The sequence below is a fragment of the Novosphingobium sp. PhB165 genome, assembly GCF_004341845.1.
Lineage (GTDB): Bacteria > Pseudomonadota > Alphaproteobacteria > Sphingomonadales > Sphingomonadaceae > Novosphingobium.
Genome location: NZ_SLVB01000001.1, coordinates 718,995 through 733,227 on the forward strand (window position 1 = coordinate 718,995; position 14,233 = coordinate 733,227).

General features: G+C 63.9%; 14 protein-coding genes. 4 read left to right on the forward strand and 10 right to left on the reverse strand.

The window, feature by feature from the left end; genetic code table 11:
- The 5 genes from cysK to tyrS all read right to left on the reverse strand — a co-directional run bounded on the left by cysK (position 1) and on the right by tyrS (position 6,264).
- Positions 1–918, reverse strand: coding sequence for a cysteine synthase A (gene cysK, locus EDF56_RS03500; protein WP_132385316.1), 918 nt, complete (start codon positions 916–918; stop codon positions 1–3).
- Positions 918–2,228, reverse strand: coding sequence for an MFS transporter (locus EDF56_RS03505; protein WP_132385317.1), 1,311 nt, complete (start codon positions 2,226–2,228; stop codon positions 918–920). The genes cysK and EDF56_RS03505 overlap by 1 nt, the downstream gene beginning before the upstream one ends.
- Positions 2,229–2,291: 63 nt before the next feature.
- Positions 2,292–4,406 (reverse strand): TonB-dependent receptor, encoded by a 2,115-nt coding sequence (locus EDF56_RS03510; RefSeq protein WP_132385318.1) that lies wholly within the window; start codon positions 4,404–4,406, stop codon positions 2,292–2,294.
- A gap of 172 nt (positions 4,407–4,578) precedes the next feature.
- Complete coding sequence (locus tag EDF56_RS03515) at positions 4,579–4,917, reverse strand: PilZ domain-containing protein (protein WP_132385319.1); 339 nt, start codon at positions 4,915–4,917, stop codon at positions 4,579–4,581.
- 117 nt (positions 4,918–5,034) lie between these two features.
- Positions 5,035–6,264 (reverse strand): tyrosine--tRNA ligase, encoded by a 1,230-nt coding sequence (tyrS, locus tag EDF56_RS03520; protein WP_132385320.1) that lies wholly within the window; start codon positions 6,262–6,264, stop codon positions 5,035–5,037.
- A 150-nt stretch (positions 6,265–6,414) separates the two neighbouring features.
- Here tyrS and EDF56_RS03525 point away from each other — a divergent pair, with 150 nt between their 5' ends.
- Complete coding sequence (locus EDF56_RS03525) at positions 6,415–6,951, forward strand: DOMON-like domain-containing protein (protein WP_132385321.1); 537 nt, start codon at positions 6,415–6,417, stop codon at positions 6,949–6,951.
- An 11-nt stretch (positions 6,952–6,962) separates the two neighbouring features.
- Positions 6,963–8,159 (forward strand): DUF1343 domain-containing protein, encoded by a 1,197-nt coding sequence (locus EDF56_RS03530; RefSeq protein ID WP_132385768.1) that lies wholly within the window; start codon positions 6,963–6,965, stop codon positions 8,157–8,159.
- Here the strand turns inward: EDF56_RS03530 and EDF56_RS03535 are convergent.
- From EDF56_RS03535 to EDF56_RS03555, 5 genes are all read right to left on the reverse strand, one after another.
- On the reverse strand, positions 8,153–8,443 hold the full coding sequence (locus tag EDF56_RS03535) for a hypothetical protein (RefSeq protein WP_132385322.1): 291 nt from the start codon (positions 8,441–8,443) through the stop codon (positions 8,153–8,155). The two genes, EDF56_RS03530 and EDF56_RS03535, sit on opposite strands and share 7 nt — an antisense overlap.
- Before the next feature lie 64 nt (positions 8,444–8,507).
- On the reverse strand, positions 8,508–9,689 hold the full coding sequence (locus EDF56_RS03540; protein WP_132385323.1) for a VWA domain-containing protein: 1,182 nt from the start codon (positions 9,687–9,689) through the stop codon (positions 8,508–8,510).
- Positions 9,690–9,879: 190 nt separating this feature from the next.
- Positions 9,880–10,770 (reverse strand): DUF817 domain-containing protein, encoded by an 891-nt coding sequence (locus tag EDF56_RS03545; protein ID WP_243652362.1) that lies wholly within the window; start codon positions 10,768–10,770, stop codon positions 9,880–9,882.
- Positions 10,771–10,777: 7 nt separating this feature from the next.
- Positions 10,778–11,206 carry a GFA family protein gene (locus EDF56_RS03550; RefSeq protein ID WP_132385325.1) on the reverse strand — a complete coding sequence of 143 codons (429 nt, stop codon included), beginning with the start codon at positions 11,204–11,206 and terminating at the stop codon, positions 10,778–10,780.
- Positions 11,207–11,316: 110 nt separating this feature from the next.
- Positions 11,317–12,162 carry a MoxR family ATPase gene (locus EDF56_RS03555; RefSeq protein WP_132385326.1) on the reverse strand — a complete coding sequence of 282 codons (846 nt, stop codon included), beginning with the start codon at positions 12,160–12,162 and terminating at the stop codon, positions 11,317–11,319.
- A gap of 115 nt (positions 12,163–12,277) precedes the next feature.
- Here EDF56_RS03555 and EDF56_RS03560 point away from each other — a divergent pair, with 115 nt between their 5' ends.
- Positions 12,278–13,489 (forward strand): glycosyltransferase family 87 protein, encoded by a 1,212-nt coding sequence (locus EDF56_RS03560; protein ID WP_132385327.1) that lies wholly within the window; start codon positions 12,278–12,280, stop codon positions 13,487–13,489.
- A gap of 15 nt (positions 13,490–13,504) precedes the next feature.
- Positions 13,505–14,221, forward strand: coding sequence for an NYN domain-containing protein (locus tag EDF56_RS03565; protein WP_132385328.1), 717 nt, complete (start codon positions 13,505–13,507; stop codon positions 14,219–14,221).
- Positions 14,222–14,233 lie beyond the last annotated feature (12 nt).

Here is a 14,233-nt window from a genome sequence, read left to right on the forward strand (position 1 = left end):
TCACTCCGGAAGGAAGTCGGGTACCGAGAGGTAACGTTCGCCGGTATCGTAATTGAAGCCCAGAATGCGCGAACCGGTGGGAAGCGACGGCAGCTTCTGCGCGATTGCGGCCAGCGTTGCGCCCGAACTGATACCCACCAGCATGCCTTCCTCGGTCGCGCAACGGCGAGCCCATTCCTTGGCATCGGCCGGATCGACCTGAATCGCGCCGTCGATCGCCTGGGTGTGAAGGTTCCCGGGGATGAACCCGGCGCCGATGCCCTGGATCGGATGGGGGCCGGGCTGGCCGCCGGAAATGACCGGCGACAGCGTGGGCTCCACCGCATAGGCCTTGAGCGAAGGCCAGACCGCTTTTAGCGTTTCGGCGCAGCCGGTGATGTGGCCGCCGGTGCCGACGCCGGTGATCAGGGCATCGATGGGCGTATCGGCAAAGTCCGCGAGAATTTCGCGGGCGGTGATTTCCGCGTGAACCGCGACGTTAGCCGGGTTGTCGAACTGCTGCGGCATCCACGAACCGGGCGTTTCCGCGATCAGTTCCTTAGCGCGCTCGATAGCACCCTTCATGCCCTTTTCGCGCGGCGTCAGGTCGAAGGTGGCGCCATAGGCGAGCATCAGGCGGCGACGCTCGATCGACATCGATTCGGGCATGACGAGGACCAGCTTGTAGCCCTTGACCGCCGCCACCATGGCAAGGCCGATGCCGGTGTTGCCCGAAGTCGGCTCGATGATCGTGCCACCCGGCGAAAGCGTGCCATCGGCCTCCGCAGCCTCGATCATGGCCAGTGCGATGCGGTCCTTGATCGAGCCGCCGGGATTGCCGCGCTCGGCCTTGATCCAGACCTCATGGTCGGGAAACAGCCGCGAAACGCGGATGTGCGGCGTATTGCCGATGGTGGCGAGGATGTTGTCGGCCTTCATCAGTGGTGCTCCCAACGTGGTGCGAAGGTTCGGGCCCGGCGGATCTCAGGGAAACCCCAAGCCCAGATTGCGGTAATGACTATGGCAGCGGTGCCGCCGAAGACAACAGCCCCCGTCGCGCCGAGCAGTGCGGCGGCAACGCCCGACTGCATCTCGCCCAGCTCGTTCGAGGCGGAGATGGCAAGGCCGGAGATGGCGGAGACGCGGCCGCGCTTGTCGTCCGGCGTGCGCAGCTGGACGAGCGAACTGCGGATGAACACAGAGATCATGTCGGCAGCGCCGAGCAGGGCAAGGAAGCCCAGCGAGATCAGGAAGCTGCGCGAGAGGCCGAAGCCCACTGTCATGGCGCCATAGGCGGCGACCGAGAGCAGCATCTTGACGCCGACGTTCTTCGCCAGCGGGCGGAACGAAAGCCAGAGGGCGACCACGGCCGCGCCGGCCGCCGTTGCAGCGCGCATCTGGCCAAGGCCCTCCGGTCCAACATGCAGGATGTCGCGCGCGAAGACCGGCATCAGCGCGGTGGCACCGCCCAGCAGGACCGCGAAAAGGTCGAGCGTGATACAACCGAGCAGGAAGCGTTCATGCCAGATGAAATGGAAGCCATCGACGATCTGGCGCAGCGGGTGGGCCTTTCGCGCGTCCTTCGCCAGCGGCGGAAGATTGCGGATGGCGAGGATGCTGATCGCCGAGAGCGCCATCAGGACGGCCGCGATCCAGTAAGGGAGCGCGTGGTGCCTCGCGAAAAGGAAGCCGAAGGCTGCCGGTCCGATGATCGTGCCGGCCTGCATGGCGATCGAGTTGAAACCGATGGCGCGGGGGATCAGTTCGGCGGGAACGATATTGGGTGCGATTGCGCTCATCGACGGGCCGACGAATACGCGCACCGCTCCGTGCACTGCCGCGAACATGTAAAGCACCGGCAGGCTGCGCCATTCAAGCGTAGTCGCGATGCCCAGACCGATCGCTACCAGAATGTCGACTGCTATCGCCAGACCGGCCACGCGGCGGCGGTCGAACCTGTCGGCGATGACGCCCGAGACCGGGGTCAGCAGGAAGATCGGCAGGAACTGCGCGAAGCCCAGCAGGCCCAGTTGGAAGGATGCCTGCGTGATCGACATGCCATAGTCGCTGCGGGCAACGTCGTAGAGCTGGTAGCCGATGATGACGACCATACCGGTCGAGGCGAGTACCGCGAAGAAGCGGGCAAGCCAGAACTTGCGATAATCGGCGATGCGAAGCGGCGAAGTGGGCTGCGCGGCGGCGCCCGTGGAATGCGGGGGAGACGAGGGCGTATTCACGACCGGCTGCATGGCAGCATGACCCGGCCTTGCCAAGTCATGCCGCCGATCTTTCTCGAAAGGTTATGTTTGCAGTCAATAAGTAAACCGCGCGGTGAGCCGCACGTCACGCCCGGAGATGGGCACGAAGTCACGCGTTTCCGAAGCGGCAAGGCGGCCGGTCACATCGAAGAGATTGTCGGCTGCGAGGATCAGGGACAGCGGGCCATGCTCGCCCAGCGGGCGCCAGGTCGCGCTGAGGTTGACCAGCGTAAAGGCGCTCGTCGGGTTCTCGTTCTCGGTGACGCGGCTCTGCTTGGCGTTCCATTCGACTTCGCTGCGCAACGTGACTGCGGGCGAGTCGAATTCCAGACCGCCACGGGTGCGCAGCGGCGGAATGCGCGGGACCGGCCCCATGTCGACCAGCTTGGCATGGGTATAGTCGACGCCCGCATCGGCCTTCAGCGAATTGTCGCCCCAGCGGGCGAACGTGACGGCGCCCTCGGCCTCGACGCCGCGGAAGCGGGCAGGGGCCTGGATATACTGATAGACCGGGAAGTCCTGAATTATCTCGCCGGTGGGTACGGCCGTGATGAAGTTATCGAAATTGATGCCGTAGAGCGTCACCGAGCCGACCACCGCGCCGCCATTGTAGCGCATGCCTGCCTCGACGCCGTTGCTGCGCTCGACCGTGAAGTTCGGATCGCCGCGCTCGTAGGACTGGGTGGCATCGTGCAGGCCGTCCACGAAGAGTTCCTCGGCCGATGGCGCGCGCTCGCCATGTGAGAAGTTGGCCGAGAACGTCAGCGTATCAGTCGCATGCCAGGCGACGCCGCCGACCGCCGCATACTGATCGAAATTGCGCTGGTCACCGTCCGGTATCGTGCGGATCTGCGTGTTTTCGTAGCGCAGAGCGCCTTCGAGGTCGAAGTGGCCCACTTCGAACTGTTGGAGCGTGAAGACCGCGAAACGGTCAGTGTTGTTATCCGGCAGCAGCGATTCGTCGCCGCTGATGGAGAGGCGCGAGGAGGAGTACTGAACACCGCTCGATCCGCTCCAGATCCCGTGCTTTTCCTGATCGGCCTGAAGACGGACCTCGACGGCCTTGTTGTTGAACTGGGTGCCGATGTTGCCGTCCTCGATTTCGGCGTGCTCATAGTCGCCGTAGGCGCCGCGCACTTCGAGGCGCTTGAGGAAGCCGGTGAGGTTGAGGCCTGCGCGCAAGTCCACGCGAGTCTGGCGCAGGGAAATGCTGGTCGAATCCGGGTCGGTCGAGGGGCGCGGCGGAATGCCGTAGTCATTGGCAAGGCGCTGCACGGAAACGCCGATGTCGCCGCCATCGTCGATGAAGGCGAGGCCGCCGCCCACTGTCCAGCCTTCGGTGCCGCTGTTGGTGAGCTTGCCCTTGCTGTTGGCCTGCGCGGTCAGCGTTGCGGCGCCCACGGCATCGCCGGCGGCGGCAAGGTCGTTCGCCTGCGTCAGAGTCTGCGCGCGCAGTTCGGGCGAAAGGACATAGCCGCCGATGTTGAGATCATCGCTGTGGTTGTACGAGGCGTTCAGGTGGGCAACGAGGCGGCTGGCGAGGCGCACGTCGGCGGCAATCCCGCCGTTCACCATGTTCGCCGCCGTGCCGTAGGAGCCGAGTGCGTCAACGGTGAAGGCCTTGTCGGGAACCTGACGCGGGATTCGCTTGTCCACCGCATTCACCACGCCGCCCGAAGGATCGCTGGCATAGAGCAGAACGCGCGGGCCGTGGAGCACTTCGACGCGTTCGATATTGAGCGTGTCGAGCGAAACCGCGTGGTCGGCCGAGACCGATGAGGCATCGAGCGAACCGATACCGTCGAGCAGAACCTGAACGCGCGGACCGTCAAAGCCGCGCAGCACCGGGCGCGAGACGCCGGGCGCAAAGCCGCTGCTGGAAACGCCGGGAAGGCTTGCCAGCATCTCGCCGATCTGAGGCTTCAGATCGCGGGTCAGGCTGTCTCCGGTCAGCACCACCGGTGCATTGATCGGATCAGCATTGCCCGAGATCACGCGTCCGGAAACGATGATCTCAGGGCCGCTCTCCTGCGGATGCGAACTGTCGTCAGCGGCAGCCGGTGCGGCGGCCGTCTCGGCGAATGCCGTGCCGGGGACGGCGAGCAAGGCTGCGGTGGCCAGGGCGCCGGCGGAGGCCAGCAGGGCGATTCGGGCTTGAGGCGTCGTCATGGCGACTTGGCTAAGGGTGATGATATACTATATCAAGTGCCAATCGCACATGACGGAAATTTCATGTTGCGATGCGGCGCGAACGCCACACGAAGACGCCGCGCGGAACTAGTCCACGCGGCGTCTTCGTGCTTCGCCAATGGCTTGAAGGAGTGCCCGACAGGGCGGGCGCTCAGCGGCGCGGGCGCAGTCGGGGGTTGGGCTGGGCGGTGTCCACCAGCTTCAGGAAATCGTCGATGCGGATGATCCGCTCGAACTGAAAGCCTGAACGGCCCTCGTGCGACCAGATCATGTGCGCTTCGATCCTGCCGATGACCGGAAGGCGCATGACGAGGCGCTCTCCGCGATCCAGGGGAAGTTCGCCCTTGGACATGAAGCCCTGAGCCGAAAGGTTGATGATATGCAGATGAACGTCGCCCATCTGGCGATGCTCGGCAATCAGCTTGTGATCGACAGGGTGGCGAGCCGCCCGCCGCTTGTCGGTTACAGAGAGCTGTGCTCCTGCACTCATGTCCATTTAGCCTCTGGTTGTGACCGTGAGGGGACACAGTGCATCAAAATGGCAAACAATCCGTAAACCCGGCAGAATTTTGCCGTCCTGCCGGGTTCAACGGTGCCTCACCTGCGATCAAGCGTTGCGCAGGATCGCGTGCTTCTTCTTGCCGAGGCTGAGCTTGCGGGTTTCCCCGGCAGCCACTTCGATCAGGAAACCCGGATCGTTCATGAGGACGTCGTCCAGACGGACGGCGCCTTCGCCGATCTTGCGCTTCGCCTCGCCATTAGACGCGGTGAAGCCCAGTTCGGTGAGCGCGGCGCCGAGCCGCACGCCTTCGCCCGTCACGTCCAGCGTCGGCAGATCGTCGCCCATGCCGCCGCCCGCGAATGTCGCCTTGGCCGTGGCTTCGGCAGCGACGGCGGCATCCTCGCCGCGGCACAGCTTGGTCACTTCATTGGCGAGCACGACCTTGGCATCGTTGATCGCGGCGCCTTCGAGGGCTTCGAGGCGGGCGATCTCATCCAGCGGCAGGTCGGTGAACAGGCGCAGGAACTTGCCCACGTCGCGGTCGTCGGAATTACGCCAGTACTGCCAGAAATCGTACGACGGCAGCATTTCCTCGTTGAGCCAGACCGCGCCGGCGGCCGACTTGCCCATCTTGGCGCCATCCGCCGTGGTGAGCAGCGGCGTCGTCAGGCCGAAGACTTCCTTGCTGTCCATGCGGCGGGTCAGTTCTACGCCGTTGATGATGTTGCCCCACTGGTCGGAGCCACCCATCTGCAAGCGTACGTCCTTGTCCTTGCAGAGGTGACGGAAGTCGTAGCCCTGCAGGATCATGTAGTTGAATTCGAGGAAGGTCATCGGCTGCTCGCGCTCAAGGCGCAGCTTGACCGAATCGAACGAGAGCATCCGGTTCACCGTGAAGTGCGTGCCCACTTCTTGCAGCAGCTGAATGTAGCCGAGCTGGCCCAGCCAGTCCTGGTTGTTAACCATCACCGCATCGGTGGGGCCGTCGCCGAATTTCAGCAGGCGCGAAAAGATCGAGAAGATACCCTTGATATTGGTCTCGATCGTCTCGTCGGACAGCATCTTGCGGCTCTCGTCGCGACCGGTGGGATCGCCGATGCGCGTGGTGCCTCCGCCCATCAGCACGATGGGCTTGTGGCCGGTCTGCTGGAGGCGGCGCAGCATCATGATCTGCACGAGGCTGCCGATGTGGAGCGACGCCGCCGTGGCGTCGAAGCCGATATAGCCCGGCACGACCTGCTTCTCTGCGAGAGCGTCGAGGCCCTCGGCATCCGTCGTCTGGTGGATGTAGCCGCGCTCTTCGAGGACGCGGAGCAGGGAAGATTTGTAAGTCATGACCGTGCTTTTCGTTAATGGGAGCCGGGCGCCTAGCATGCGAAAGGCTCAAGATGAAGCAGCCAAGCGAAAGCGGTTGGTCGCTTTCGTGGTGACATCCGGCCGAATCCGGATTGTCAGGCGGACAGGCAGCCCTCTACGGATGCCAGCATGGCCGACCTGACCTGCCACCCGGCACATCCTCCTGTCCTTGTCCGCAGTATCGAAACGCGTGTGATCGGTTTCGACGAGAGCTGGCTGCGCGTGCGCTGGCGTATTCTCGGCGCCGGCAAGCTGGTGGTGCCGGCTTTCGCGGGCAAGGGCCGGGCGGAAGGTCTCTGGCAGACCACCTGTTTTGAGTTGTTCCTTCAGCCGCCCGGCGGGCCGTCCTACGTCGAGATCAACCTTTCCCCGTCCGAGCGGTGGAACGTCTATGACTTCACCGGCCGCCGCGAAGGCATGGCCGAGCGATCGATGCCGCGCGAGCCCGACTGCACCATGCGCAAGGGTTCGGACATCGCGATCTTCGACGCTGCCATTCCCGCTGCCGGCTTGCCCGCGCTGCCGCTGAACTACGGTTTCACGGCGGTGATCGAGGAAGAGGGCGGCGTTAAGAGCTACTGGGCGCTTTCCCACAGCGGTGACGAGCCCGACTTCCACGATCCGTCTTGCTTCACGCTCGAGCTTGCGGCACCGACCGGTTCATGAAATTCGGCCCTGTGAAATTCGGCATCGACCGCCTGCTGGCGGATCCTGAACTGCGTGCGCCTCTCGAAGGGCGCCGCGTGGCGCTTGTTGCGCATCCCGCCTCGGTGACCGAGGATCTCGTCCATTCGCTCGACGCGCTGATCGCGGCGGGCGTGAACGTGACGAGCGCTTTCGGCCCCCAACATGGGCTCAAGGGCGACAAGCAGGACAACATGGTCGAGACCGCCGACGAGCTGGATCCGGCTTACGGCATTCCGATCTACAGCCTTTACGGCGAAGTCCGCCGCCCGAGCGAGGCGATGATGGCCAGCGCCGATGTGTTCCTGTTCGACCTTCAGGACCTCGGCTGCCGCATCTACACTTTCGTGACGACGCTGCTCTATCTGCTGGAAGCGGCTGAGAAGCAGGGCAAGAGCGTCTGGGTGCTTGATCGTCCCAACCCCGCCGGTCGCCCGGTCGAGGGGCTGACGCTTTTGCCTGGGCAGGAGAGCTTCGTCGGTGCGGGGCCGATGCCGATGCGGCATGGCCTGACGCTGGGCGAGATGGGTCACTGGTTCGTCCGTCACTTCAAGCTCGATGTCGATTACCGCGTGATCGCGATGGAAGGCTGGGAGCCCGAAGGCCCCGGCTTCGGCTGGCCGCAGGACCGCATCTGGATCAATCCCAGCCCCAACGCGGCCGATCTCAACATGGCCCGCGCCTATGCCGGCACAGTGATGATCGAGGGCGCGACGCTTTCGGAAGGTCGCGGCACCACGCGCCCGCTGGAAGTGCTGTTTGGCGCGCCCGATATCGATGCCAAGGCGGTTCTGGCCGAGATGCAGCGTTTTGCGCCTGAATGGCTCGAAGGCTGCGCCCTGCGCGAATGCTGGTTTGAGCCGACCTTCCACAAGCATGCCAAGACCCTGTGCAGCGGCTTGATGATCCACGCCGAAGGCAAGTTCTACGATCACCATGCCTTCCGCCCGTGGCGACTGCAGGCGCTGGCGTTCAAGGCGATCCGTAACCTCTATCCGGACTATCCGATCTGGCGCGACTTCCCGTACGAGTACGAGTTCACGCGCCTTGCCATCGACGTCATCAACGGCGGCCCCGGCCTGCGGGAGTGGGTGGATAATCCCGCAGCGCTTCCCGAGGATCTCGATGGGGCGGCCGGTGCCGACGAAGCCGCGTGGAAGGCCGAGATCTCGGACCTGCTGCTCTACTGAGCGGGCGACAAGGCCGCTTTCCCATCGGCAACGGGCGGGGGCGCCATCATCTTGCCGTCGGCGAGCACGAGAACCGGGCAACCGGCCAGGCGTGTGTCGACCGCGCGGATCATTCTCGGCTTGTCGTCATTGGAACGGGGCGTGCCATGCCCCGCCGCCTCGTTGGCGCGCTGAATGGTATAGCCGCATTTAGCCTTGGCGGCCGGAGCCTTGCCTGCACCTGTTGAAGGTGTCGCGCCCATCGTCAGGGCACCGATGACGAGAATTAGTACAATGTCTTTCATCGTCGCACTCCCGTTTCCGGTTACCGCTGCATCATCTTCCCGTCGCCAGATGTAGGCAAGCCCGTCACGCCTTCTTGCGTGTCAGTTCCCGCATCGCCGCGTCGAGCCCGTCGAGTGTCAGCGGGAACATCGCCCCGCCCATCAGATCGCGGATCATCCGCGTGGAGCTGGAATAGCCCCACTGGATCTCGGGCGTGGGGTTGAGCCAGACAGTGGCCGGATAAGTCTGCGCCACGCGCTGGAGCCAGACCGCGCCGGCTTCCTCGTTCATGTGCTCCACCGAGCCGCCCGGATGGCTGACCTCGTAAGGGCTCATCGCCGCATCACCGACGAAGATCACCTTGTAGTCATGCCCGAACTTGTGGAGCAAATCCCAGGTCGGCGTGCGCTGCGACCAGCGGCGGCGATTGTCCTTCCACACGCCTTCGTAGAGGCAGTTGTGGAAGTAGAAGAACTCCATGTTCTTGAACTCGGCGCTGGCGGCGCTGAACAGCTCTTCCATCAGCTGGATGTACGGGTCCATCGATCCACCGACATCGAGGAACAGCAGCACTTTCACCGCATTGTGCCGCTCGGGCCGCATGCGGATATCAAGCCAACCCTGCCGCGCGGTGCCGGAGATGGTGGCGTCGAGATCCAGTTCCTCGACTGCACCCTCACGCGCGAACCGTCGCAGTCGGCGCAGCGCCACCTTGATATTGCGCGTGCCCAGTTCGCGGGTGTTGTCGAGATTGGCAAATTCGCGCTTTTCCCAGACCTTGATCGCGCGGCCGTGTTTGCCTTCTCCGCCGATCCGGATGCCTTCCGGATTGTAGCCGGCATGACCGAACGGCGAGGTGCCGTTGGTGCCGATCCACTTGTTGCCGCCGGAGTGGCGTTTTTCCTGTTCTTCCAGACGCTTCTTGAGCGTTTCCATGATCTCGTCCCAGGAGCCGAGCGCCTTGATCTGCTCCATTTCCTCGTCCGAGAAGTAGCGCTCTGCCACCTTCTTCAGCCAGTCCTCCGGGATATCGACCGGCTGCTGGCCGTAATCGCTGAATACGCCCTTGAAGACCCTCTGGAACACCTGGTCGAACCGGTCGAGCAGGCCCTCGTCCTTCACGAAAGTGGCGCGGCTGAGGTAGTAGAACGCCTCCGGCGTCCGCTCGATCACCTCGCGGTCCAGCGCTTCGAGCAGGACCAGATGCTCCTTGAGCGAGGCCGGGATCCCCGCCGCGCGCAGTTCTTCCACGAAGTTCAGCAGCATGGGGACGCTCCGCTCCGGTTGACACGAAAGCCATGGCGAAGCGATCTGTCACCTTGTTGTGAAATCAATCTGTTACGTGTCACTTTGCATATGCCTGTGTGACTTTTCAAAACCTGATAACCCGCGTCTGTGTCACCTTGTGCCGATGCCTTTTTCGGCCAAGTTACCGAGTGGAGGGAGCGTGCGAGGTTCATGATTGCGAACCTACACCACCCGTGGTGCCGTAGGAAACCGCGCGGCTCTCGCGCGATCTGGGCCGATGCACCAGCGCGACCAGCACGAAGGAGATATACATCAGCAGGTACCACGCGCCGAGCTTGCTCCAGTGTACCATGGTCCAGCCATTTCGCTGGCTTGGATAGATCCACGCCTGCGAGAACGTCGCGAGGTTTTCGGCGAACCAGATGAACAACGCCACGAGAAACCAACCGAGCAGCAATGGCATCCAGCGATCCTCTCGCCAGACGCGGAACCAGATCCGTGTACGCAGGAACAATGCGCCCAGCACCGCGAAAAGGCCCAGCCGGATATCCGGCAGCCAGTGATGCGCAAAGAAGTTCACGTAGATTGTCACGGCCAGCGCCACCGAGACGGCTTCGGCCGGATAACCAGTGAAGCGGAAATCGAAGATGCGCCAAACGCGGGCGATATAGCTGCCGACGGCGGCATACATGAAGCCCGAAAACAGCGGAACGCCGCCGATCCGCAGCATGTTAGCCTCGGGGTATTCCCATGACCCGTGCGCGGTCTTGAACAGTTCCATCACCGTGCCGACGACATGGAAAGCGAGAATGACTTTCGCCTCGTCCATCGTCTCAAGCCGCAGCACCAGCATCGCGATCTGGATCGTCAGCGCGGCGAGCGCCAGGAAATCGTAGCGGGCCAGCGGCGCTTGCGCGGGATAGAACAGATGCGTGGCGACCAGTAGCCCCAACAGTAAACCGCCGAACAGGCAGGCCCAGCCTTGCTTGAAGCCGAACAGCAGGAACTCATAAAGCCACGCCCGCCAACCGGGACGCGGCTCGAACGCTTCGAGCCGCGCGCGGATCGCCGCGAAACGGGTCTGCGAGCCCCTGGTCACGGCAAAATCATGCCGGAGAGGGCGGTGGCGGCGGCTGCTGCGGCCATATTTGCAGCGCTGCATCGAAGTGCGCCCATTCCGGCGCGTCGTCGGTCCAGATCACCGCTTCCGGCCTCAGGCCATGGCCTGCGTCCAGCGCGCCAAGGCGCATGGTTTTGAGGTGGGGACGCGCCGAGCTTTGCGCGAATATCTGCGTTCCGCACTTGGGGCAGAAGTGGAACGTCAGCGTATTGCCGCTCGCCGCTGTCCATGTGGAAGACGCGAGATCGCCCTCAATGGCGATATCTTCGGCCTTGAAGATGGCATTGTTGGTCGGACCACCCGCTGCGAGCTGCTGGCACTGGCGGCACCAGCACTGACGCGTGGCGATCGGCTCGCCCGAAATTTCGAGCGTGACGGCGCCGCAGGCGCAGCGGCCGGGATAAGGTGCTGTCATTGGGTCAGGCTTTCCTCACTTCTGGCGACATCAGCGGCAATCGATATCTGGCCGGAATTTCCGTGTCGATGGCCTGATGGATACCCGGAAGAAAATGCGAAGCGCGAAAGTCAGCTTCCCCGGCGGGCCATGAAAGCGAGCCTTTCGAACAGCATCACATCCTGCTCGTTCTTCAGCAGCGCGCCGTGCAGCGGCGGGATCGCCTTGGCCGGGTCCTGATTCTGGAGGACCTCCAGCGGCATGTCCTCGCTCAGCAGCAGCTTCAGCCAGTCGAGGAGTTCGCTGGTGGAAGGCTTCTTCTTGAGGCCGGGCACTTCGCGAAGTTCGTAGAAGATCTCCATCGCCTTGGTGACGAGGGTCTTCTGGATGCCGGGGAAGTGCACGTCGACGATGGCCTGCATCGTCTCGCGCTCGGGAAACTTGATATAGTGGAAGAAGCAGCGGCGCAGGAAAGCGTCCGGCAGGTCCTTCTCGTTATTGGAGGTGATGACCACGATCGGGCGTTCCACGGCGGCGACATGCTCGCCGGTTTCGTAGACGTCGAAGGCCATGCGATCGAGTTCGGCCAGAAGATCGTTGGGGAACTCGATGTCCGCCTTGTCGATCTCGTCGATCAGCAGGACGGGCAGGCGGGGTGAGGTGAAGGCCTCCCACAGCTTGCCCTTGCGGATGTAGTTGTTGATGTCGTGAACACGCGCATCGCCCAGTTGGCCGTCGCGCAGGCGGCCGACGGCGTCATATTCGTAAAGGCCCTGATGCGCCTTGGTGGTGGACTTGACGTTCCAGGTGATGAGCGGCGCGTCGAGAGAGGCGGCGATCTGTTCGGCCAGCACCGTCTTGCCGGTGCCAGGCTCCCCTTTCACCAGCAGGGGGCGGCGCAGCAGAACGGCGGCGTTGACCGCGACTTTCAGGTCGTCGGTGGCGACGTAGCTGCTGGTGCCTTCGAAACGCTGCATTCGGCCTGTCCCGTTGTTTAACTATTCGGTTAATCCCTAAGTTTTGCGTTGCAGCATGGCAAGCGGGCAGTCGAGGGCATGGACTTCGCCGCCGGGGCGTTGCAATCAGCGGCGCATGGGGGCTGGATTCTTGCGCGAAATGGACTGGCTGGGTGCGGACCGGGTGCGGGGATACCTGCGTCTGCTGGCCGGGCTCAATCTGGCCATGCTGGCCTGGCTGCTGGTGACAGCGCACGGCGGGGTTGATGCCAACGGTTTCCTGCTTGGCAGCGATTTCATCAGCTTCTGGACCACCGGGCGGATGCTGATCGCGCATGGCGATCCTTATGATGCTGCCGCCCACATTGCCGCGCAGCGGGCGTGGTTCGCGCCGCCCGGTGGCTATACTGCGTTCTTCTATCCGCCCTCGTTCCTGCCGCTGTGCTGGCCGCTCGGTTGGTTGGGGTATTTTCCCGCGCTGGCGGCGTGGCTGCTGGCGACGGGCACGTTCTACGCGGCGGCGGTGCGGGTCTGGTGGCGAAATGCCGAGATCGGCCTGCCGCGGTGGTTGCTGCTTGCGGCGTTTCCGGCGATGCCGATCGTGGTGACGCACGGGCAGACCTCATGGCTTGTCGCCGCGCTGCTCGGGACCGGTGTGCTGATGGTTCGCCGGCAGCCATTGCTGGCGGGGCTTTGCCTCGGACTGGCGACGATCAAGCCGCAATTCGGGCTGCTGGTGCCGCTGGCGCTGATCGCCTCGCGCGAGTGGAAAGTGATCGGCCTTGCTGCCGTGACGGCGCTGGCGCTTGCGGGGCTGTCGGCGCTGGCCTTCGGCCCTGAAACATGGCTGCACTGGCTTGCGGCAAGCGGCCGCGCGCAGGCTGCCATGGCGGAAGGCGCAGTAGGTTTCGGCAAGATGGTGAGCCCGTTCGCAGCGCTGCGGCTGCTCGGCGCGCCGGTTTGGGCGGCTTACGGAGTGCAGGGACTGGTTACTCTTGCCGTAGCGGCGCTGGTTGTTGTCGCGGCGTGGACCAAGGGCTGGCGGCCCGCGTTGGCCTCGCTCGTGCTGGCCGGAGCGCCGCTGGCGACGCCCTTCGTGCTCGATTACGACATGGTTCTGCTGGCGTTCCCGATGCTCTGGCTGGCGGGCGAGGGGCGGCGAACCGGCTTTGCGCCTTACGAGAAACTGGTGCTGCTGCTGGCGTTCGTCGCCCCCGCTTTCGCGCGGCCGCTGGCGCTGAACCTTTCCGTTCCGATCATGCCGCTGGTGCTGGCTGCATTCTTCGCGATAGTCTGGCGCCGGGCCAGCTTCAGACCCAAGCCGCATGGCGACGAGGAGCTGCCCTGAACGAAGGAGCCTGAGATGCCCGAGAACAAACCCCGCGCCGCGCGCAACATTGCCCTGCTGATCGATGCCGACAATGCCTCGCCCAGTCACCTTGAGGCGGCGCTGACCATCCTTGGCGATCTCGGCTCGGTCAATGTCCGGCGCGTCTACGGGAACTGGAGCAAGGCTTCGCTCAAGGGATGGTCCAGGCTCGTCCACCGTCACGCGCTGGAACCGCAGCAGCAGTTCGACGTGACGAAGGGCAAGAACGCGACCGACATGAAAATGACGATCGACGCGATGGACCTGCTTTACGACGGCCATGTCGACGGCTTCGGCCTGATGACCAGCGACAGCGATTTCATGCCGCTCGCCATCCGCATCCGCCAGAACGGCACGCCGGTCTATGGCTTCGGCACGAGCCGCACGCCCGAGGCATTTCGCGAGGCCTGCACCCGGTTCATCGACCTTGCCGCGCTACCCGCCGCCGATGAGGACGAGACGCCGGGCGAGACCACTGTGCCGCCCATCGACGCCGATCTGGTCAAGCTCATCGGTGAGGGCTGGAAGGCCAGCAAGCGTGACGAGAACGGCTATGCCAGTCTCTCGGAAGTGGGCCAGCGCGTTGCCAACCGGTCCAGCTTCGATGCCCGCAGCTATGGTTTCTCGCGCCTGTCGGAACTGGTGAAGACACTCCCCAACTTCGCGACAGAAATGCGCGACAGCGGGTTGTTCATCAAGCGGATGCGCTGAGGCTGGCGAGCA